At 62.7% G+C, this 19,759-nt stretch carries 15 protein-coding genes; 14 read left to right on the forward strand and 1 reads right to left on the reverse strand.

Features of this window, described 5'->3' with window-relative positions:
* Window positions 1–89: 89 nt before the first annotated feature.
* From dksA to VA602_RS08565, 13 genes are all read left to right on the forward strand, one after another.
* Window positions 90–536 (forward strand): RNA polymerase-binding protein DksA, encoded by a 447-nt coding sequence (dksA, locus tag VA602_RS08505; RefSeq protein WP_323452995.1) that lies wholly within the window; start codon window positions 90–92, stop codon window positions 534–536.
* Between the two features lie 63 nt (window positions 537–599).
* Complete coding sequence (gene gluQRS / locus VA602_RS08510) at window positions 600–1,487, forward strand: tRNA glutamyl-Q(34) synthetase GluQRS (RefSeq protein ID WP_323452996.1); 888 nt, start codon at window positions 600–602, stop codon at window positions 1,485–1,487.
* A gap of 157 nt (window positions 1,488–1,644) precedes the next feature.
* Complete coding sequence (locus tag VA602_RS08515) at window positions 1,645–1,821, forward strand: hypothetical protein (RefSeq protein WP_003250005.1); 177 nt, start codon at window positions 1,645–1,647, stop codon at window positions 1,819–1,821.
* Window positions 1,805–4,780, forward strand: a complete 2,976-nt coding sequence (locus VA602_RS08520; protein ID WP_162714346.1) for a sensor histidine kinase — start codon at window positions 1,805–1,807, stop codon at window positions 4,778–4,780. The genes VA602_RS08515 and VA602_RS08520 overlap by 17 nt, the downstream gene beginning before the upstream one ends.
* A gap of 4 nt (window positions 4,781–4,784) precedes the next feature.
* The gene (locus tag VA602_RS08525) at window positions 4,785–6,236 is read left to right on the forward strand and encodes a sigma-54-dependent transcriptional regulator (RefSeq protein WP_054892598.1); all 1,452 of its coding nucleotides are present in this window, start codon (window positions 4,785–4,787) and stop codon (window positions 6,234–6,236) included.
* Between the two features lie 757 nt (window positions 6,237–6,993).
* Window positions 6,994–8,385 carry a polynucleotide adenylyltransferase PcnB gene (locus VA602_RS08530; protein WP_065861593.1) on the forward strand — a complete coding sequence of 464 codons (1,392 nt, stop codon included), beginning with the start codon at window positions 6,994–6,996 and terminating at the stop codon, window positions 8,383–8,385.
* 2 nt (window positions 8,386–8,387) lie between these two features.
* Window positions 8,388–8,867 carry a 2-amino-4-hydroxy-6-hydroxymethyldihydropteridine diphosphokinase gene (gene folK / locus VA602_RS08535; protein ID WP_063542753.1) on the forward strand — a complete coding sequence of 160 codons (480 nt, stop codon included), beginning with the start codon at window positions 8,388–8,390 and terminating at the stop codon, window positions 8,865–8,867.
* Between the two features lie 250 nt (window positions 8,868–9,117).
* Entirely contained in the window at window positions 9,118–9,918 is an 801-nt protein-coding gene (gene panB, locus VA602_RS08540; RefSeq protein ID WP_063542751.1) for a 3-methyl-2-oxobutanoate hydroxymethyltransferase, read from the forward strand.
* Complete coding sequence (panC, locus tag VA602_RS08545) at window positions 9,915–10,778, forward strand: pantoate--beta-alanine ligase (protein ID WP_323452997.1); 864 nt, start codon at window positions 9,915–9,917, stop codon at window positions 10,776–10,778. Before panB ends, panC begins: the two co-directional genes overlap by 4 nt.
* Window positions 10,779–10,978: 200 nt before the next feature.
* On the forward strand, window positions 10,979–12,643 hold the full coding sequence (gene pgi, locus VA602_RS08550) for a glucose-6-phosphate isomerase (RefSeq protein WP_323452998.1): 1,665 nt from the start codon (window positions 10,979–10,981) through the stop codon (window positions 12,641–12,643).
* 156 nt (window positions 12,644–12,799) lie between these two features.
* On the forward strand, window positions 12,800–14,734 hold the full coding sequence (gene acs, locus VA602_RS08555; RefSeq protein ID WP_323452999.1) for an acetate--CoA ligase: 1,935 nt from the start codon (window positions 12,800–12,802) through the stop codon (window positions 14,732–14,734).
* Between the two features lie 30 nt (window positions 14,735–14,764).
* Entirely contained in the window at window positions 14,765–15,634 is an 870-nt protein-coding gene (locus VA602_RS08560) for an oxygenase MpaB family protein (protein WP_063542743.1), read from the forward strand.
* A gap of 31 nt (window positions 15,635–15,665) precedes the next feature.
* A complete protein-coding gene (locus VA602_RS08565; protein ID WP_456154087.1) occupies window positions 15,666–18,647 on the forward strand; it encodes a DUF748 domain-containing protein in 2,982 nt (993 codons plus the stop codon).
* A gap of 96 nt (window positions 18,648–18,743) precedes the next feature.
* Here VA602_RS08565 and VA602_RS08570 read toward each other — a convergent pair whose 3' ends face one another.
* Window positions 18,744–19,097: a BON domain-containing protein gene (locus VA602_RS08570; RefSeq protein WP_323453001.1), complete on the reverse strand. Its 354-nt coding sequence runs from the start codon at window positions 19,095–19,097 to the stop codon at window positions 18,744–18,746.
* A gap of 315 nt (window positions 19,098–19,412) precedes the next feature.
* On the opposite strand from VA602_RS08570, the gene VA602_RS08575 reads away from it, so the two are divergent.
* Window positions 19,413–19,759: transposase (locus VA602_RS08575; protein WP_323452314.1), on the forward strand; the 347-nt coding region annotated here is incomplete at its 3' end.

Genomic DNA, 19,759 nt, shown 5'->3' on the forward strand with positions numbered 1-19,759 from the left:
AGTTCGGCGGCTCGCAGTCGCAGGGCCGGCGGTCGCCGGAGATGGAGCATCCTGCGCATTGGATCAGATGAGTGAGAGGCGGTCTATTCATGTCCACCGTAGAAAAGCAGAAAACCAATCAGACCATGTACGGTGTCGAGCCCTATAAGGAAACCAAGGGTGAAGAGTACATGGGCGAACCCATGCGCAATCACTTCACCAAGCTACTGGGCGCATGGAAGCTCGAGCTGATGACCAGTGTCGATCAGACCGTGAGCCATATGAAGGACGAAGCCGCCAACTTCCCGGACCCTGCGGACCGCGCGAGCCAGGAAGAAGAGTTCGCTCTGGAGCTGCGTAACCGCGACCGTGAACGCAAGCTGATCAAGAAGATCGACAAGACCTTGCAGAAGATCGTGGACCAAGAATACGGCTGGTGCGACTCCTGTGGCATCGAGATCGGCCTGCGCCGACTGGAAGCCCGTCCCACCGCAGACCTGTGCTTCGACTGCAAGGAAATTGCCGAGAAAAAGGAAAAGACGGTCGGCAAAGGCTGATCCTTCTTCCCTTCGAACGGGGCGCATCGAGCGCCCCGTTTCATTTATATGCCCAGCACATCCATGAACGACTCCCGCTATATCGGGCGATTCGCCCCCACCCCCAGTGGCTTCCTGCATTTCGGCTCGCTGGTCGCCGCCCTCGCCTCCTGGCTCGATGCCCGCGCCGTCGATGGGCGCTGGCTGCTGCGCATGGAGGACACCGATCCGCCCCGGGAAATGCCCGGTGCCCGTGACGCCATCCTGCAGACCCTCGAACGCTACGGCCTGGAGTGGGATGGCGAAGTGGTGTTCCAGAGCCAGCGTCATGAGGCCTACGCCACAGTGGTCAATCGCCTGTTCAGCATGGGCCTGGCCTACGCCTGCACCTGTTCGCGCAAGCAGTTGGAAGGGTATGGCGGCATCTATCCCGGTTTCTGCCGCAACGCTGGCCATGCCCGCGAAAATGCCGCCATCCGTATTCGGGTGCCCGAACTGCTCTACCGCTTCAACGACCGCGTACAGGGGGAATACCAGCAGCACCTTGGACGCGAGGTGGGGGATTTCGTCATCCAGCGCCGCGACGGGCTGTATGCCTATCAACTGGCAGTGGTGCTGGACGATGCCTGGCAAGGCGTGACCGACATCGTGCGCGGCGCCGATCTGCTCGACAACACCCCGCGCCAGCTGTACCTGCAGGAACTACTGGGGTTCTCGCAACCGCGCTACCTGCACATTCCGCTGATCGTGCAGCCTGATGGGCACAAGCTGGGCAAATCGTACCGTTCACCACCGCTGCAGGCGGGCCAGGCCACACCGTTGCTGCTGCGAGCGTTACGGGCACTGGGGCAGGCGAGTGACCCGGCGCTGGAAGGCGCCAGTGCGGCAGAGGTACTGGCGGTGGCGCGCAGGCAGTGGAAACCTGAGGCGATTGCGCGGCGGTTGACGGTGCCGGAAGCAGATCTGCGCTGACGCGGCCGACCCTCTCGCGAGGCAAACTCTGCACGATTCAAAACCCCAAGAAATTCAAACTCTTGGCGAACACCCCAGAATCCCGCTAGCATCGCCCCAGCCATTTGCGCCAATAATAAGAAGCTCAAATCCGCAGCGCCCTGCCATCGAGGCCCGCATGTATATCTATCGCTTGGTCCTGCTTCTGGTCGTGGGGATCTATCTGTTCTCCCCGGCCATCATGGACTGGTGGATCGAACCGACCGGAGCCTGGTACCGCCCGTATCTGCTCTGGCTGATCCTGATCGTCGTCACCTTCATCCTGCAGAGCCAACGAGATGCCGATGAGCTTTAGCCTTACCCAGATGATCCTGATCAGCGCCGCCTACCTGCTGGTGCTGTTCGGCGTGGCCTGGGTCAGCGAACGCGGGTTGATCCCGCGCTCGGTCATCCGCCACCCCCTGACCTACACCCTGTCGCTGGGCGTCTATGCCAGTGCCTGGGCGTTCTATGGTTCGGTAGGCCTGGCCTACCAGTACGGCTACGGCTTCCTCGCCTGTTACCTGGGCGTGTCCGGGGCCTTCCTGCTGGCACCGGTGCTGCTCTACCCGATTCTCAAGATCACCCGCACCTACCAGCTCTCCTCACTGGCCGACCTACTGGCGTTCCGTTTCCGCAGCACCTGGGCCGGTGCCCTGACCACGGTGATCATGCTGATCGGCGTATTGCCGTTGCTGGCCCTGCAGATCCAGGCGGTGGCCGATTCCATCAGCATCCTGACCGGCGAGCCGGTCAAGGCGCGCGTGGCCTTCGCCTTCTGCGTGCTGATCATCCTCTTCACCATTTTCTTCGGCTCACGCCATATCGCCACCCGCGAGAAGCACGAAGGCCTTGTGTTCGCCATCGCCTTCGAGTCGGTGATCAAGCTGCTGGCCCTGGGCGGCATCGGCCTGTACGCCTTGTATGGGGTGTTCGGTGGGCCGCACGAGCTGGAAGTCTGGCTGCTGCAGAACCAGACGGCACTGGCCGCGCTGCACACGCCGTTGCAGGAGGGACCATGGCGCACGCTGCTGCTGGTGTTCTTCGCCTCGGCGATCGTCATGCCGCACATGTACCACATGGCTTTCACCGAGAACCTCAGCCCGCGCTCGCTGGTCAGCGCCAGTTGGGGCCTGCCGCTGTTCCTGCTGCTGATGAGCCTGGCGGTGCCGCTGGTGCTATGGGCTGGCCTGCGCCTGGGTGCGAGCACCAACCCGGAATACTTCACCCTGGGCCTGGGCATCGCCGCCAACAACGAGGCCCTGGCCTTGCTCGCCTATGTCGGCGGTCTGTCAGCGGCCAGCGGCCTGATCATCGTCACCACCCTGGCACTCTCGGGCATGGCCCTCAACCACCTGGTGCTGCCGCTCTACCAGCCCCCTGCCGAGGGCAACATCTACCGCTGGCTGAAATGGACGCGCCGCGCGCTGATCGTCGCGATCATCACTGCAGGCTTCGTCTTCTACCTGACCCAGAATACCCACCAGAGCCTGGCCAACCTGGGCATCGTCGCCTTCGTCGCCACGCTGCAGTTCCTGCCGGGCGTACTTTCGGTACTGTACTGGCCAACCGCCAATCGACGCGGCTTCATCGCCGGCCTGCTGGCCGGCACACTGGTGTGGATGGTCACCATGCTGCTGCCGCTGCTGGGCAATGTGCAGGGCTTCTACATCCCGCTGCTGAACATGATCTACGTGCTGGACGACACCAGCTGGCACATGGCGGCCATCGCCTCGCTGGCGGCCAACGTGCTGCTGTTCACCCTGATCTCGCTGTTCACCAACGCCAGCAGCGAGGAGGTCAGCGCCGCCGAGGCCTGCGCAGTGGACAATGTGCGCCGCCCGCAACGTCGCGAACTGCATGCGGCCTCACCCCAGGAGTTCGCTACCCAACTGGCCAAGCCACTGGGCGCCAAGGCCGCGCAAAAAGAAGTCGAGCAGGCCCTGCGTGACCTCTACTTGCCCTTCGACGAACGCCGCCCCTATGCCCTGCGTCGCCTGCGTGACCGCATCGAGGCCAACCTCTCGGGGCTGATGGGCCCCAGCGTAGCCCAGGACATGGTCGAGACTTTCCTGCCCTACAAGTCCGGTAACGAGAACTACGTCACCGAAGACATTCACTTCATCGAAAGCCGTCTCGAGGACTACCACTCGCGCCTGACCGGCCTTGCCGCCGAGCTCGATGCGCTGCGTCGCTACCACCGGCAGACGCTGCAGGAATTGCCCATGGGTGTCTGCTCGCTGGCCAAGGACCAGGAAATCCTGATGTGGAACCGGGCCATGGAGGAGCTGACCGGCATCGCCGCCAAGCACGTGGTCGGTTCGCGCCTGGTGACCATCGCCGAACCTTGGCGCGGGTTGCTGCAAGGCTTCATCGACCTTCCCGACGAGCACCTGCACAAGCAACGCCTGGCCCTCGATGGCCAGCCGCGCTGGCTCAACCTGCACAAGGCGGCCATCGACGAGCCGCTGGCACCGGGTAACAGCGGCCTGGTGCTGCTTGTCGAAGACCTCACCGAGACCCAGGCCCTCGAAGAGAAGCTGGTGCACTCCGAGCGCCTGGCCAGTATCGGCCGCCTGGCTGCGGGCGTGGCCCACGAGATCGGCAACCCGATCACCGGCATCGCTTGCCTGGCGCAGAACCTGCGCGAGGAACGCGAAGGCGACGGCGAGATCATCGAACTGTCGAGCCAGATCCTCGAACAGACCAAGCGTGTCTCGCGCATCGTACAGTCGCTGATGAGCTTCGCCCACGCCGGTGGCAGCCACCAGAATACCGAAGAGCCCGTGTCGCTGGCCGAGGTCGCGCAGGATGCCATCGGTCTGCTGGCGTTGAATCGGCGCAATTTCGAAGTACAGTTCTTCAATCTTTGCGACCCGGACCACTGGGCCGAAGGTGACCCGCAACGCCTGGCCCAGGTGCTGATCAACCTGCTGTCCAACGCCCGCGACGCCTCGCCACCCGGCAGCGCCGTGCGTGTGCGCAGCGAAGCGAGCGAGCATACCGTCGACCTTATCGTCGAAGACGAGGGCAGCGGTATTCCGAAGAACATCATGGATCGCCTGTTCGAGCCCTTCTTCACCACCAAGGACCCTGGCGAGGGAACCGGACTGGGGCTCGCTCTGGTCTATTCCATCGTGGAAGAGCATTATGGGCAAATCACCATCGACAGCCCGGCCGATCTCGATCGGCAACGTGGCACACGGATCCGCGTGACCCTGCCCCGGCATGTCGTAGCGACGTCCCCTGAAATTCGAGACCGTCGAGAGAATTGAATCAATGCCGCACATTCTGATCGTCGAAGACGAAACCATCATCCGTTCGGCCCTGCGTCGTCTGCTCGAGCGAAACCAGTACCAGGTCAGCGAAGCCGGCTCGGTGCAGGAAGCCCAGGAACGCTTCAGCATTGCCACCTTCGACCTGATCGTCAGTGACCTGCGCCTGCCCGGGGCACCGGGCACCGAGCTGATCAAGCTCGGCCAGGGCACGCCGGTGCTGATCATGACCAGCTACGCCAGCCTGCGCTCGGCGGTCGACTCGATGAAAATGGGCGCGGTGGACTACATCGCCAAGCCTTTCGACCATGACGAGATGCTCCAGGCTGTCGCGCGCATCCTGCGCGACCGGCAGAATGCCCCGGTCGCCACTGCGGCCACGGCCGACGTGCGCAGCAACGGCAAAGCACCAGGGGCTGAAAAGCAGACCGGCGCCTCGGCCAACGGCGAGATCGGCATCATTGGTTCCTGCCCTCCCATGCAGGACCTGTACAGCAAGATCCGCAAGGTCGCCCCTACCGACTCCAATGTCCTGATCCAGGGCGAGTCCGGTACCGGCAAGGAGCTGGTCGCCCGTGCCTTGCACAACCTCTCGCGACGCGCCAAGGCACCGATGATCTCGGTGAACTGCGCGGCCATCCCGGAAACGCTGATCGAATCCGAGCTGTTCGGCCATGAGAAAGGCGCCTTCACCGGCGCCAGCGCTGGCCGTGCCGGCCTGGTCGAGGCAGCGGACGGCGGCACCCTGTTCCTGGACGAGATCGGTGAACTGCCGCTGGAGGCCCAGGCTCGACTGCTGCGTGTGCTGCAGGAAGGCGAGATCCGCCGGGTCGGCTCGGTACAGTCGCAAAAGGTCGATGTGCGCCTGATCGCCGCGACCCACCGCGACCTGAAGAACCTGGCTAAATCCGGCCAGTTCCGCGAAGACCTTTATTACCGTCTGCACGTCATCGCCCTGAAACTGCCCGCCTTGCGCGAGCGCGGTAGCGACGTCAACGAGATTGCCAATGCCTTCCTCGCCCGACAGAGCGCACGCATCGGCCGTGACGACCTGCATTTCTCCAGCGATGCCGAGCAAGCCATCCGCCATTACAGCTGGCCGGGTAACGTCCGTGAGCTGGAGAATGCCGTCGAGCGCGCGGTCATTCTCAGTGAAAGCCCGGAAATATCCGCCGACCTGCTGGGCATCGACATCGAACTGAGCGGCCTGGAGGACGACGACCTCCTCGACAGCCTGCCGGTGGTCGCAGGTGTCGGTGGTAACAACGCCAGCCACGAGCCGACAGAAGACTTGTCGCTGGAGGATTACTTCCAGCACTTCGTCCTCGAACACCAGGACCACATGACCGAGACGGAGCTGGCCCGCAAGCTGGGTGTGAGCCGCAAGTGCCTGTGGGAGCGTCGCCAGCGCCTGGGGATTCCGCGGCGCAAGAGCAACGTCGCCAGCGAGAACTGATACGTCCACAGCTCTACAGCGCCGACCCTGGGTCGGCGCTTTGCGTTCAGGGGCCAGCCCCCGCTGACACCTCCCCCCTCGTCAGCCGGTAACACCCGGTTACCGTGAAAAATCTGTTACCTCAGCCGCCTGCGACGTAACAATTCGAGGCATACGGTAACGAAATTTCTACATTTTCCCGCCTTGCAGGCTGACCAAAAATCCATAAACCATTGATTTCATTGGACTTGAAAAAGTTGGCACGCCACCTGCTATATCTTTCGTACAAGAACAATAACAAGCACTGCTACTCAGAATAAGAACAAGACGAAACGGCTCACGCATAACAAGAACAAGACGGCGGAGGCGCAGCTAACTGATTCTTTTGGAGAGGAGTTGTGTTTGGGGCTTGCCCCACAACCAGGCAGAGAACAACAAAAAACTGCACTAAAGCAGCGCCTGAACTGGTTGGATCGATTGATCAGCATAGCATCAGCGACCAAAGCAATCCGTTTGCTCTTCACCCCTTGATTTGGGGTCGTCCACACGCTTCAAGCTGTGTGGACAGGGCACTCAACAAAAACAAGAAGCCCGATAAAAAAACAATAAGAGCACGCAACGACTTGATGGGGAGCTTAGGCTCCCCATGTCGTTTCTCCCCGCCTTAATCGCCTTTCGGCACCGCCTACACCATTCCGCCAGTAAATGCTAGAATCCCCCGCCATCATGCGGCCATTCTCCTAGTCTTGGCCGAACATTCCTTCAAACAGTGCATCCCATGCTGAAGAAGCTGTTCCAGTCGTTCCGTCCTCCCATCAGTGGTCAGCACCACAGGCGCACCACGCCTGAAGTGATCAACAAGAGCCAGCACTCGCTGCAACGCAGCCAGTTCAGCCGCCACGCCGTGAGCATCGTCGAGCGCCTGCAGGGCGCCGGCTACCAGGCCTACCTGGTCGGCGGCTGCGTGCGCGACCTCCTGCTGGGCATTACCCCCAAGGATTTTGACGTCGCCACCAGCGCCACGCCCGAACAGGTGCGTGCCGAATTTCGCAATGCCAGGATCATTGGCCGGCGCTTCAAGCTGGTCCACATCCATTTCGGCCGCGAAATCATCGAAGTCGCCACCTTCCGCGCCCATCACAGCGAAGATGACCAGGGGGACAGCCACCGTTCGTCGCACAACGCCAACGGGCGAATCCTGCGCGACAACGTCTACGGCACCCTCGAAGACGACGCCCAGCGTCGCGACTTCACCATCAACGCCCTGTACTACGATCCGGTCAGCGAGCGCATCCTGGACTATGCCAATGGCGTCCACGACATTCGCAATCGCCTGCTGCGCCTGATCGGCAACCCGACCCACCGCTACCAGGAAGACCCGGTGCGCATGCTGCGCGCGGTGCGTTTCGCCGCCAAGCTCGACTTCGGCATCGAGAAGCACACCGTCCAGCCAATCCGCGAATTGGCCAAGCTGCTGCGCGAAATCCCGCCGGCGCGCCTGTTCGAGGAAGTGCTCAAGCTGTTCCTGTCGGGCCAGGGGGCAATCGCCTTCGAGATGCTGGTCGACCTGGACCTGTTCGAGCCCCTGTTCCCGGCCAGCGCCCATGCCCTGGATGAGCGCCCGACCTACACACACACCCTGATCAGCCAGGCTCTGGCCAACACCGACCTGCGCGTCAAGCAGGGCAAACCGGTGACCCCGGCCTTCCTGTTCGCCGCACTGCTGTGGCCTGCCCTGCCGGCACGCGCACTGTACCTGCAAAGCCAGGGCGTACCGCCGATCCCGGCGATGAACGAAGCCGCCCACGACCTGATCGCCGAACAGTGCCAGCGCATTGCTATTCCCAAGCGCTTCACACTGCCGATCCGCGAAATCTGGGACATGCAGGAACGCCTGCCACGGCGCAGCGGCAAACGTGCCGACATGCTGCTGGACAACCCGCGTTTCCGCGCCGGCTACGACTTCCTGCTGCTGCGCGAAAGTGCCGGCGAAGAAACCGATGATCTGGGCCAATGGTGGACCGACTACCAGGACGCCCACGACAGCGAACGCCGCGACATGATCCGCGAGCTGGGTAGCCGTGACGAAGGCTCGGGGCCAGCCCCGCGCAAACGCAAGCGCAGCAACAGCAAGCGCAAGAGCGGCGGTGGCGACGAGGCCTTCGACTGAATATGCCGGTACGCGCCTATATTGGCCTGGGCAGCAATCTCGACGCCCCCGCCGAGCAACTGCGCAGCGCCCTCCAGGCGCTGGATCAGATCGCCGGGACGCGCCTGGTGGCCACTTCGGCGTTGTACACCAGTGACTCCCTGCTGCCCGGCCAGCCGCGCTACACCAATGCGGTCGCTGCCCTCGACACCGACCTGGCACCGTTGGCGTTGCTCGATGCCCTGCAGGGTATCGAGAACGACCAGGGTCGGGTGCGCAAGGAGCGCTGGGGCCCGCGCACACTTGACCTGGATGTACTGCTGTTCGGCGATCAGCTCATCGATGTGCCACGCCTGAAAGTGCCGCATTACCACCTGCATGCCCGCCCCTTCGTGCTTTATCCACTGGCCGAACTGGTCCCTGACGACTTCCATCTGGCAGACGGCCGCAGCCTCGCGCAACTGCTCCAGGACTGCCCGTTCGTCGGGCTGGAACGCTTGTAATCCGGGCGTTTCAGCCATCGGTAACGCCAGTAACACCCTGATCGTAACAATGCGGTAACAGGGTGATTGACTTCCCCCCCATCGCTCACGACTATAGGCGTCCCGCGGCGCCCGTATGCCGCATCACACCCATTTAGGCCCGGACAGCCCTGTGACCGAACATCACGCACGATGATGTGCCGCTCCGGAAGATGAATACACGCGTTGTACGCAGTCGTTTTTCACAGCGCCTGAACGAGGATTTCGCTACATGCCTGAAGTAACCCTGACCACCCTGCATGGCCTGAAGGCCAAGGGTGAGAAAATCACCATGCTGACCTGCTACGACGCCACCTTCGCCAAGGCCGCCAGCCAGGCCGGCGTCGAGGTGCTGCTGGTTGGCGATTCGCTCGGCATGGTCCTGCAGGGCCATGACAGCACCCTGCCCGTCACCACCGACGACATGGCCTACCACACCGCCTGCGTCAAACGCGGCAACGACGGTGCGCTGATCCTGGCCGACCTGCCCTTCATGGCCCATGCCACGCTCGAGCAGTCGTTCGCCAACTGCGCCAAGCTGATGCGCGCCGGTGCGCACATGATCAAGGTCGAAGGTGCCGCCTGGCTGGCCGAAACCATCCGTCTGCTGGCCGACCGCGGCGTGCCGGTGTGCGCGCACATGGGCCTGACCCCGCAGACCGTCAACGTGCTCGGTGGTTACAAGGTCCAGGGGCGCCAGGAGGGCCAGGCGCAACAGATGCGCGCCGATGCCATCGCCCTCGAGCAGGCTGGCGCCGCCATGCTGCTGCTCGAATGCGTGCCCAGCGAGCTGGCCACGGAGATTTCCCAGGCGGTGAGCATTCCAGTAATCGGTATCGGTGCCGGCAGTGGTACCGACGGTCAGGTACTGGTGCTGCACGATATGCTGGGCCTGTCGCTCAGCGGCCGCGTGCCGAAATTCGTGAAGAACTTCATGGCCGGCCAGCCCGATATCCAAAGCGCCCTGGCGGCCTACGTCAAGCAGGTCAAGGACGTGAGCTTCCCAGCACCTGAGCACGGGTTCAGCGCATGAATACCGTCAAGACTGTCCGCGAACTGCGCGCCGCCGTAGCGCGCGCCCGCGGCGAAGGCAAGCGTATCGCCTTCGTCCCGACCATGGGCAACCTGCACAGCGGCCATGCCGCGCTGGTGACCAAGGCCGCCCAGCGCGCCGACTTCGTGGTAGCCAGCATCTTCGTCAACCCGCTGCAGTTCGGCGCAGGCGAAGACCTCGACAAATACCCACGCACCCTCGCCGCCGACCAGGAAACCCTGTTGCAGGCCGGTTGCCATCTGCTGTTCGCGCCCACGGTCGAAGAGATGTACCCCGACGGCATGACCGTGCAGACGCGGGTGAGCGTGCCACAACTGTCCGAAGGCCTGTGCGGCGCCAGCCGCCCCGGGCACTTCGAGGGTGTGGCGACGGTGGTCAGCAAGCTGTTCAACATGGTCCAGCCAGATCTGGCCGTGTTTGGCGAAAAAGACTACCAGCAGCTGGCGGTCATCCGCGCCATGGTGCGTGACCTGAACATGCCAATTCAGATCATCGGTGAGCCGACCGTGCGGGCTGAAGACGGATTGGCACTGTCTTCGCGCAACGGTTATCTCAACGCTGAGCAACGCGCTGCAGCACCTGCGCTGTACCAGGCGCTGGGCCAACTGGCCGATGGTATTCGTCGCGGGCGACGCGACTTCGCGGCATTGCTCGACGAGGGCCAGGCCAAACTGGTGGCCGCCGGGTTCCGCCCGGACTACCTGGAAGTGCGTCATGCACTGACCCTGAAGCCTGCGCAACCGGACGATCGCGACCTGGTGATTCTGGGGGCGGCGTACCAGGGAAGCACGCGGTTGATCGACAACCTCTGCCTGCATCTGGACGAGCCTTCGGCGTAATCCAGACCGGCCTCTTCGCAGCACTACGTGCGAGGAGGCCGCAACTGTCTTACCTTGTCCCGAAACCCCGCAAAAATTTCATCCTCCTCCTGCCCCTGACCATTCCCGCCGCCTGGCCAATGCCTATAATGGGCCTCTCCTGCAACTGGCAAAGACTGCCAGTGTCAAAGCCTGACCATGCCCCAAGGAAACCATCCGCAATGGCGTATTACCGCACTCCCCACGATGTGACGGCCCTGCCCGCCTGGCAGGCGCTCCAGCAGCACCGCGATGCCATGCAGGGATTCAGCATGCGCGACGCCTTCGCAGCCGACCCCAAGCGCTTCGAGCAATTCTCGCTCAGCAGCTGCGGCCTTTTTCTCGATTACTCGAAGAACCTGATCAACGAAAAGACCCGCGAATTGCTGGTCGAACTGGCCCAGGAAGTCGGCCTGGCTGATGCGATCAAGTCGATGTTCATCGGCGAGATCATCAACGGCTCCGAAGGCCGTCCGGTACTGCACACCGCCCTGCGCCGCCCGGTTGGCGACAAGCTCAGCGTGGGCGGCGTCAACGTGATGCCCGAAGTGCACAAGGTTCTCAACCAGATCACCGAACTGGTCGGCCGCATCCACGACGGTCTATGGCGCGGTTACAGCGAAAAGCCGATCACCGACGTGGTCAACATCGGCATCGGCGGCTCCTTCCTCGGCCCCGAACTGGTTTCCGAGGCCCTGTTGCCCTACGCCCAGCGCGGCGTGCGCTGCCACTACCTGGCCAACATCGACGGCAGCGAGTTCCACGAACTGTCAGCCAACCTGCGCGCCGAAACCACCCTGTTCATCGTTTCGTCGAAGTCGTTCAACACCCTCGAAACCCTGAAGAACGCCATGGCGGCACGCACCTGGTACCTCGCCCAGGGCGGCTCGGAAGCCGAGCTCTATCGCCACTTCATTGCAGTCTCCAGCAACAAGGCCGCCGCCGTGGCCTTCGGCATTCGTGAAGAAAACATCTTCCCGATGTGGGTTTGGGTGGGCGGGCGCTATTCGCTGTGGTCGGCCATTGGCCTGCCGATCGCCCTGGCCATCGGTACTGCCAACCTCAAGGAGCTGCTCTCCGGCGCCTATACCATGGACCAGCATTTCCAGACCGCGCCGTTCGAGAAGAACATGCCGGTCCTGCTGGCCCTGCTCGGCGTTTGGTACGGCAACTTCTGGAATGCCAGCAGCCACGCGATCCTGCCGTATGACCACTACCTGCGTAACATCACCAAGCACCTGCAACAGCTGGACATGGAGTCCAACGGCAAGAGCGTATTGACCGACGGTTCCCCGGTGAAAACCGAGACCGGCCCGGTGATCTGGGGTGGCGTTGGCTGCAACGGTCAGCACGCCTATCACCAGTTGTTGCATCAAGGCACCCAGATGATTCCGGCCGACTTCATCGTGCCGGTGGTGAGCTTCAACCCGGTGGCCGACCATCACCAGTGGCTGTATGCCAACTGCCTGTCGCAGAGCCAGGCGCTGATGCTGGGCAAGACTCGCGAGGAAGCCGAGACCGAGCTGCGCGCCAAAGGCCTGAACGAAGCAGATATCGAAAAGCTGGCACCGCACAAGGTGATTCCGGGCAACCGTCCGAGCAACACCCTGGTGGTCGAGCGCATCAGCCCACGCCGCCTCGGCGCGCTGGTGGCGATGTACGAGCACAAGGTCTTCGTGCAGAGCGTGGTCTGGGGCATCAACGCCTTCGACCAGTGGGGCGTGGAGTTGGGCAAGGAGCTGGGCAAGGGGGTCTACCAGCGTCTGGTCGGCAGCCTGGAAGACAGCGCCGAAGATGGCTCGACCCAAGGGCTGATCAACTACTTCCGCGGACGTCACCGCGGTTGACCTGAACGCTGAATTCGCGGGCGAGCCCGCTCCTATAGACCCTTGTAGGAGCGGGCTCGCCCGCGAAGAGGCCAGCACAGGTTGAACAACAGTTCCAGCTACACTGTCCATCGAATAGCCGTTGAAGTCCCTCCGACAAGAGCAGGACCACCCGCCATGTTCGATATCCGCGACTACCCCCAGGCCCTGTCTGTCAGCCAGGCCGCCGAACTCTCCGACGCAGATTACCGCCGCCTCTACCGTCAGTCGGTGGACGACCCCGATACCTTCTGGGCCGAGCAGGCCACACGCCTGGACTGGATCAAGCCCTGGTCGAGCGTGCAACAGTGCGACCTCAAGACCGGTACAGCGCGCTGGTTCGATGGCGCCCAGCTCAACGTCAGTTACAACTGCATCGACCGTCATCTCGACAAACGTGGCGACCAGACCGCCCTGCTCTGGGAGGGCGACGACCCGAAAGACGCCAAACCGATCACCTACCGCGAGCTGCATCGCCAGGTCTGCCGCCTGGCCAACGCCCTGAAAGCCCGTGGCGTGAAGAAAGGCGACCGGGTCTGCATCTACATGCCGATGATCCCCGAAGCCGCCTACGCCATGCTCGCCTGCACGCGGATCGGCGCCATTCACTCGGTGGTGTTCGGCGGCTTCTCCCCCGATGCCCTGCGCGACCGCATCCTCGATGCCGACTGCCGCACGGTGATCACTGCCGACGAGGGCGTACGCGGCGGCAAGCGTATCCCGCTCAAGCAGAACGTCGACAAGGCCCTGGCCGATTGCCCGGATGTCAGCAGTGTGCTGGTGGTCAAGCGCACCGGGGGCGATGTGGCCTGGAGCGAAGGACGCGACCTCTGGTACCACGAAGCCACCGAGCACGCCGGCGACGACTGCGCCCCCGAACCGATGGCCGCGGAAGACCCGTTGTTCATCCTCTACACCTCAGGTAGCACTGGCAAACCCAAGGGCGTGCTGCACAGCACGGCGGGCTACCTGCTGCAGGCAACGATGACGTTCAAGGTGGTGTTCGACTACCGCGACGGCGAAGTCTTCTGGTGCACCGCCGACGTCGGCTGGGTCACCGGCCACAGCTACATCGTCTATGGCCCGCTGGCCAACGGTGCCATCTCGCTGATGTTCGAAGGTGTGCCCAACTACCCGGACACCTCGCGCTTCTGGCAGGTGGTCGACAAGCATCAGGTGAACATCTTCTACACCGCGCCCACGGCCCTGCGCGCCTTGATGCGCGAAGGCAACGCACCGTTGCAAGGTACCTCGCGCAAGAGCCTGCGCCTGCTCGGCAGCGTCGGCGAGCCGATCAACCCCGAAGCCTGGGAATGGTATTTCGAAGCCGTGGGGCAAAAGCGCTGCCCCATCGTCGACACCTGGTGGCAAACCGAGACCGGCGGCATCATGCTCACCCCTCTGCCTGGCACACCACGCCTGAAGCCCGGCTGTGCCACGCAACCGATGTTCGGTGTACAACCGGTGCTGCTGGACGAAAAAGGCAAACCGATCGAAGGCCCTGGTGCCGGCCTGCTGGCGATCAAGGCCAGTTGGCCAGGGCAGATCCGTAGCGTCTATGGTGATCACCAGCGTATGGTCGACACCTACTTCAAACCCATGCCCGGCTACTACTTCACCGGCGATGGCGCACGCCGCGATGCTGACGGCGACTACTGGATCACCGGGCGTATCGACGATGTGATCAACGTATCCGGCCATCGCATCGGCACCGCCGAGGTGGAGAGTGCGCTAGTCCTGCACGACAAGGTCGCCGAAGCTGCAGTGGTCGGCTACCCCCACGACCTCAAGGGCCAGGGCGTGTATGCCTTCGTCACCACGATGAATGGCATCACCGCGGACGATGCGCTCAAGGCCGAGCTGCTGGCGCTGGTCAGCAAGGAGATCGGCAGCTTCGCCAAACCCGAGCTGATCCAGTGGGCACCGGCCTTGCCCAAGACCCGCTCCGGCAAGATCATGCGGCGTATACTGCGCAAGATCGCCTGCAACGAGCTGGACAACCTCGGCGATACCTCGACCCTCGCAGACCCCAGCGTGGTCCAGGGCCTCATCGACACACGCCTCAACCACTAGACGGCCGCCAGGCGGCCAGTACAGGTCGCCATGGAAGCCTTACGTCGCCGCATCGAAACCCAGGTCATGAGCCTCACCGGGCTGGCCCTCGGCCAGCTCGACCTGGAGTCCCCCAAGGGTGACCCGGGCCTGTTCGGCCCGCAAAGCGTCAGCTGGCAAGTACATGGTGATTTCCCCAGCATGCTGATCGGCGGCATCAGCGCATTGATGCTGCAACTGCTGCATCCACTGGCACTGGCCGGGGTCTGGGATCACTCGAATTTTCGCGAAGACCTGCTCGGCCGTCTGCGCCGCACCAGTCAGTTCATCTCCGGTACGACCTTCGGCTCGACTCGAGATGCCGAATGGTTGATCGACAAGGTCCGCAGCATCCACCTCAAGGTGGTCGGCACCGCTCCCGACGGACGCCATTACGCGGCCAGCGACCCGGACCTGCTGACCTGGGTGCACGTGGCGGAGGTCAGCAGTTTTCTCGCCGCCCACCTGCGCTACTGCAACCCACGGCTGTCAGTGGCTGACCAGGATGCCTACTACGACGAGATCGCCTTGATCGCCGAGCGCCTGGGCGCCCGAGACGTCCCGCGTTCATGTCGTCAGGTAGACGACTATCTGCAGCACATGCGCCCACAACTGCACTGCGATGCCCGCAGCCTGGAGGTGGTCGGCATACTGCTCGAAGCCCCGGCGCCCAGCCGGCTGGCAGAGCCCGTGGGCAAGCTGATGCTGCACGCGGGCATCGACTTGCTGCCCGATTGGGCCAGCGCCCTGCTCGGTCTGCACCAAGGCCCCCTGCAGCGTCGCATGGTGCGCCTGGGCGTGGAGCGTACAGCGCCCGTGTTGCGCTGGGCCATGCGCGACGGTTCGGCGCATCGCGCCCGGCGGCGGATGGGCTTGCTCTAAGAGTTCTCCGATGTATCGGAACTGATTTGACGTGCCATACTCCAAGCACCTCCGCTCGAGACAGACGACGCCGCACATGCCCAAAGGATTGAATCGCGCCATTGGCGCCTTGCTGGCCATCGTGGCCCTGTACAGCCTGCTTGGCTTCTTCATTCTTCCCGGTGTGGGCCTGCGCATCGCCAACCAGCAACTGGCGCAGTACGCCACCGTGCCGGCGCACCTGCAGCGTATCGAGTTCAACCCGTTCAGCCTTGAGCTGACGTTGTGGGGCCTGCAGATCGGCGAGCCGGGCAAGGAGCAGGTGGCCTTCGAACGCCTCTACGCCAACCTCTCCCTCGACAGCCTGTGGAGCGGCGCCCTGCACTTGGACGCGGTAGAGCTGGACAAGCCGCGCACCGAGCTGCTGTTCGCCAAGGACGGCAGCCTCAACCTCAGTCAGCTGTTCAAGCTGCCGCCGAGCGAGCCGAAACCGGACGAGCCGCCGAGCGATCCGTTCCCGCTGCGCATCGCCAGCATCAAGCTCAACGAAGGCTACCTGCACTTCCAGGACCTGCGCCCGAGCGAACCCATCGAGTTCCTCTACGACTCGATGAACCTCGAACTGAAGAACCTCAGCACCTTGCCGGACGACAGCGCCGACATGACGCTGGTCGCCAACGGCCCCAATGGCGGGCGTATCGACTGGAGCGGCAACCTGAGCCTGTCGCCCATCACCTCCGAAGGCACGCTGAAGATCACCGACAGCAAGATGAAGCTGTTCTGGCCCTACGTACGTGATGCTGTACCGCTGGTGCTGGAAGACGGCGTGCTCAGCCTCGATACCCACTACAAACTGAACCTGTCCAAGGAAACCGAGCTGCTGCTCGATAACGCCTCCGTGCGCGTCGCGCCCTTCGCCATCAAGGCGCCCGATGGACGCCCGCTGGCGCGCCTGGCCAGCCTTGAGGTCAGCGAAACCTCCATCGACCTGGCCAAGCAGCTGGTGACCGTCGGCAAGATCCGCAGCGAAAAACTCGAAACCTGGGCCGCGCTCGAACGCGACGGCCAGCTCGACTGGCAGAAACTCTTCGCCGGTCAGCCCGCCAAAGCCACCCCCAAGGAAAAGGCCGAGCCCGCCACCGCAGAGCCGGCCCCCGAGGAAAACGCCGCCAAGCAGCCCAGCAAGCCCTGGCAGGTGCTGCTCAAGGATGTGCAGGCACGCAACTACATGATTCACCTGGCCGACCGCAGCCAGAAAGAGCCCGTGGCACTCGATGTCGGGCCGCTCAACCTGGACATGCAAGGCTTTGACAGCCTCAACCAGTCGCCCTTCACGCTCAAGCTCGACACCGGCGTTGGCCGCCAAGGCAAGCTGCAGGCTGCCGGCCAGGTCAACCTGGCGCCGGTCACCGCCAAGCTGGACGTCAGTACCCGCGACATCGACCTGCGCGTAGCCCAGGCCTACATCAGCCCGTTCATTCGTCTGGAGCTGCGCAGCGGCATGCTCGCCAGCGATCTCAAGGTCGACCTCAAGGGCACCGAGCCACTGGCCTTCAGCGTGGCAGGCAAGGCCCAGGTCAATCAGCTGCACACCCTCGACACCATCAAAGGGCGCGACTTCGTGAAGTGGCAGCAGGTGAACGTCGATGGGCTGTCCTATGTGCACGGCGATGCCCTGTCGATCGACAAGGTCACCCTGCTGCAGCCCTACGCGCGCTTCATCATCAACGAAGACCGCACCACCAGTGTCGACGACCTTCTCATTCCGCAACCTGCTGACGCACCAGCCTCCAGCCAGGCGAAGCCGGCCACAGCCAGCAATGAAAAGCCGCTGGGCATCCGAATCGGCCAGATCGATATCAACGATGGCTCGGCCAACTTCGCCGACCTGACACTGACGCCCAACTTCGCCACCGCCGTGCAGCAGTTGAACGGCCAGATCGGCACCATCGACAACCGCAAGCCGCTGCCGGCGAAGGTTGACGTCAAAGGCAAGGTCGATCGCTACGCGCCGGTGACCATCAAGGGCGCACTGAATCCGTTCGATCCGATGGCCAGCCTCGACATCGCCACCAGCTTCAAGCGCGTCGAGCTGACCACCCTGACGCCCTACTCCGGCAAGTTCGCCGGGTTCCGGATCCGCAAGGGGCGCCTGAACCTCGACCTGCACTATGTGATCACCAAGGGCCAGCTCAAGGCCGAGAACAAGGTCGTGGTCGAGCAACTGCAACTGGGTGAAAAGGTCGACAGCCCCGACGCCGTCGACCTGCCTATTCGCCTCGCTGTTGCGTTGCTTAAGGATACCGAGGGCAAGATCTCCATCGAACTGCCCGTCACGGGCGATCTCAACAACCCGCAGTTCAGCGTCATGCCGATCGTCTGGCAAACCCTGCGCAACCTGGTGCTGCGCGCGGCCCAGGCGCCGTTCAAGTTCATCGGCGGGTTGATTGCCGGTGGCGGTTCGGAAGATCTGGGCAACGTATCCTTCGCTCCCGGCTCCAGCGATCTCAGCAGCGAGGCCCAGTCGGCCCTGGACAAGCTGGCCTCGGCCCTGCAACAGCGGCCAGAACTGCGCCTGGAGATCGAAGGTACCAGCGCACAGAGCAGCGACGGCCCATTGATCGCCCAACAGCGTCTGGAACGCGAATACCAGGCGACCTGGTACAAGATTCTGCAGCGGCGCGGTGACAAGGTACCGGCCAATGCCTCGATGCTGGTGGTCGACGACAGCGACAAGCCAGCCATGCTCGAGGGCATCTACCGCACCCGTCTCAAGCAGCAGCCGCCTGCAGAATGGGAAAAGCTCAGCCGCGACGAACGTACCACCAAGCTGCGCGAGGCAGTGATCAAGTCCTGGGCCGAAAGCGCGGCCTTGTTGCGCAACCTCGGCCAGGACCGGGCGAGCAGCATCAAGGACTACCTGGTAGACAAGGGCAAGCTGGAGGATGACCGGGTGTACTTCATCGACACTAGCCTGGGCCAGGCCGAGAGCGACGGGCGAGTGATCACCCCGATGCATCTGGACGCAGAGTAATCCCTGAACGATTTCAGAGGCGCAAAGAGAAAGCCCCGGCAGATGCCGGGGCTTTCTCTTTGGGTGGCCAGATCCCTCTGACCTACGGGACAATCCTTATTCGGTTTTCAGCGCTTCAGCAGTTACGCTTTTCACGCCTTTGATGTTCTTGGTGATCTTCACCGCGGTGTCTTTCTGCTCTGAGGTGACCTTCACGTCCGAGGACAGGGAGACAACGCCGTGGCTGGTTTCAACTTTGATATCGCTGCCCGGGATGCCTTTTTCGGTCAGCAGATCAGCCTTGACCTTGGTGGTGATCCAGGTGTCCGAGGTTTCTTGCTTGGCATCGGCCACCGGTTGGTTGGAAGCCAGCATCACTGGAGCTTGGGTAGCCTCTGCGGCGAATGCGCCGTTAGCCATCGACAGAGTCAGGGCGGTAGCAGTAGCGGCAGCAATGGCAAACTTCTTCATGTGGGTCACTCCTGTTTATTCGAAAGATCTGCGCCGTGGTTCCTGGCTGCAGGTATGAAGGTAGTTGCAGGGGCTGTGCCAGTTTTTCCGCTTCGCTTGATTCCTTTAAAAACAAAGAGTTACGGCATTTCACTTGTCATGGGAATCGTGCAATTTGCAAGCCCGGCGAAAAACCTGCATGCAAGATGCAAGTCCAACAGGTTTTTCTGCGCGGATAAAAAAAGGACCTCCGAGGCAGACTGTGTGAAAACCTAGCAATCTGCCCCGCCCTTTAAGAGAATGCTCCGTATCGAAAGATACGGAGCATTCTTCGTTATGGCCTACATACAAGGAGAGTCCCGCAGCCAGACCAGCTTGTTCCCGGTCTCGCTGGAGGAATTGATCCCGGAAGATCACCTCGTACGGGTCATCGACCTGTATGTCGCCAAGCTTGATCTGGGTCAGCTCGGCTTTGAGAAAACTCAGCCCAAGGCCACCGGGCGCCCCGCGTACGACCCCGCCGATCAGCTAAAGCTCTACCTTTATGGTTATTTCCAGCGCATTCGCTCGTCCCGGCGCCTGGAAGCCGAATGCCAGCGCAACATCGAAGTGATGTGGCTGATCAACCGGCTCAAACCCGACTTCAAAACCATCGCCGACTTCCGCAAGAACAACAAAGCTGC

Origin of the sequence: Pseudomonas machongensis (assembly GCF_034961125.1) — a bacterium.
Lineage (GTDB): Bacteria > Pseudomonadota > Gammaproteobacteria > Pseudomonadales > Pseudomonadaceae > Aquipseudomonas > Aquipseudomonas machongensis.

Bases quoted from the DNA above. Each gene is read 5' to 3' on its own strand.
- VA602_RS08515 (WP_003250005.1), top strand. From the start codon at position 1,645: ATGTATATCTATCGCTTGGTCCTGCTTCTGGTCGTGGGGATCTATCTG.
- folK (WP_063542753.1), top strand. From the start codon at position 8,388: ATGCCGGTACGCGCCTATATTGGCCTGGGCAGCAATCTCGACGCCCCC.
- panC (WP_323452997.1), top strand. From the start codon at position 9,915: ATGAATACCGTCAAGACTGTCCGCGAACTGCGCGCCGCCGTAGCGCGC.
- VA602_RS08570 (WP_323453001.1), bottom strand. From the start codon at position 19,097: ATGAAGAAGTTTGCCATTGCTGCCGCTACTGCTACCGCCCTGACTCTG.
- acs (WP_323452999.1), top strand. From the start codon at position 12,800: ATGTTCGATATCCGCGACTACCCCCAGGCCCTGTCTGTCAGCCAGGCC.
- pgi (WP_323452998.1), top strand. From the start codon at position 10,979: ATGGCGTATTACCGCACTCCCCACGATGTGACGGCCCTGCCCGCCTGG.
- VA602_RS08530 (WP_065861593.1), top strand. From the start codon at position 6,994: ATGCTGAAGAAGCTGTTCCAGTCGTTCCGTCCTCCCATCAGTGGTCAG.
- panB (WP_063542751.1), top strand. From the start codon at position 9,118: ATGCCTGAAGTAACCCTGACCACCCTGCATGGCCTGAAGGCCAAGGGT.
- dksA (WP_323452995.1), top strand. From the start codon at position 90: ATGTCCACCGTAGAAAAGCAGAAAACCAATCAGACCATGTACGGTGTC.
- VA602_RS08520 (WP_162714346.1), top strand. From the start codon at position 1,805: ATGCCGATGAGCTTTAGCCTTACCCAGATGATCCTGATCAGCGCCGCC.
- gluQRS (WP_323452996.1), top strand. From the start codon at position 600: ATGAACGACTCCCGCTATATCGGGCGATTCGCCCCCACCCCCAGTGGC.
- VA602_RS08560 (WP_063542743.1), top strand. From the start codon at position 14,765: ATGGAAGCCTTACGTCGCCGCATCGAAACCCAGGTCATGAGCCTCACC.
- VA602_RS08525 (WP_054892598.1), top strand. From the start codon at position 4,785: ATGCCGCACATTCTGATCGTCGAAGACGAAACCATCATCCGTTCGGCC.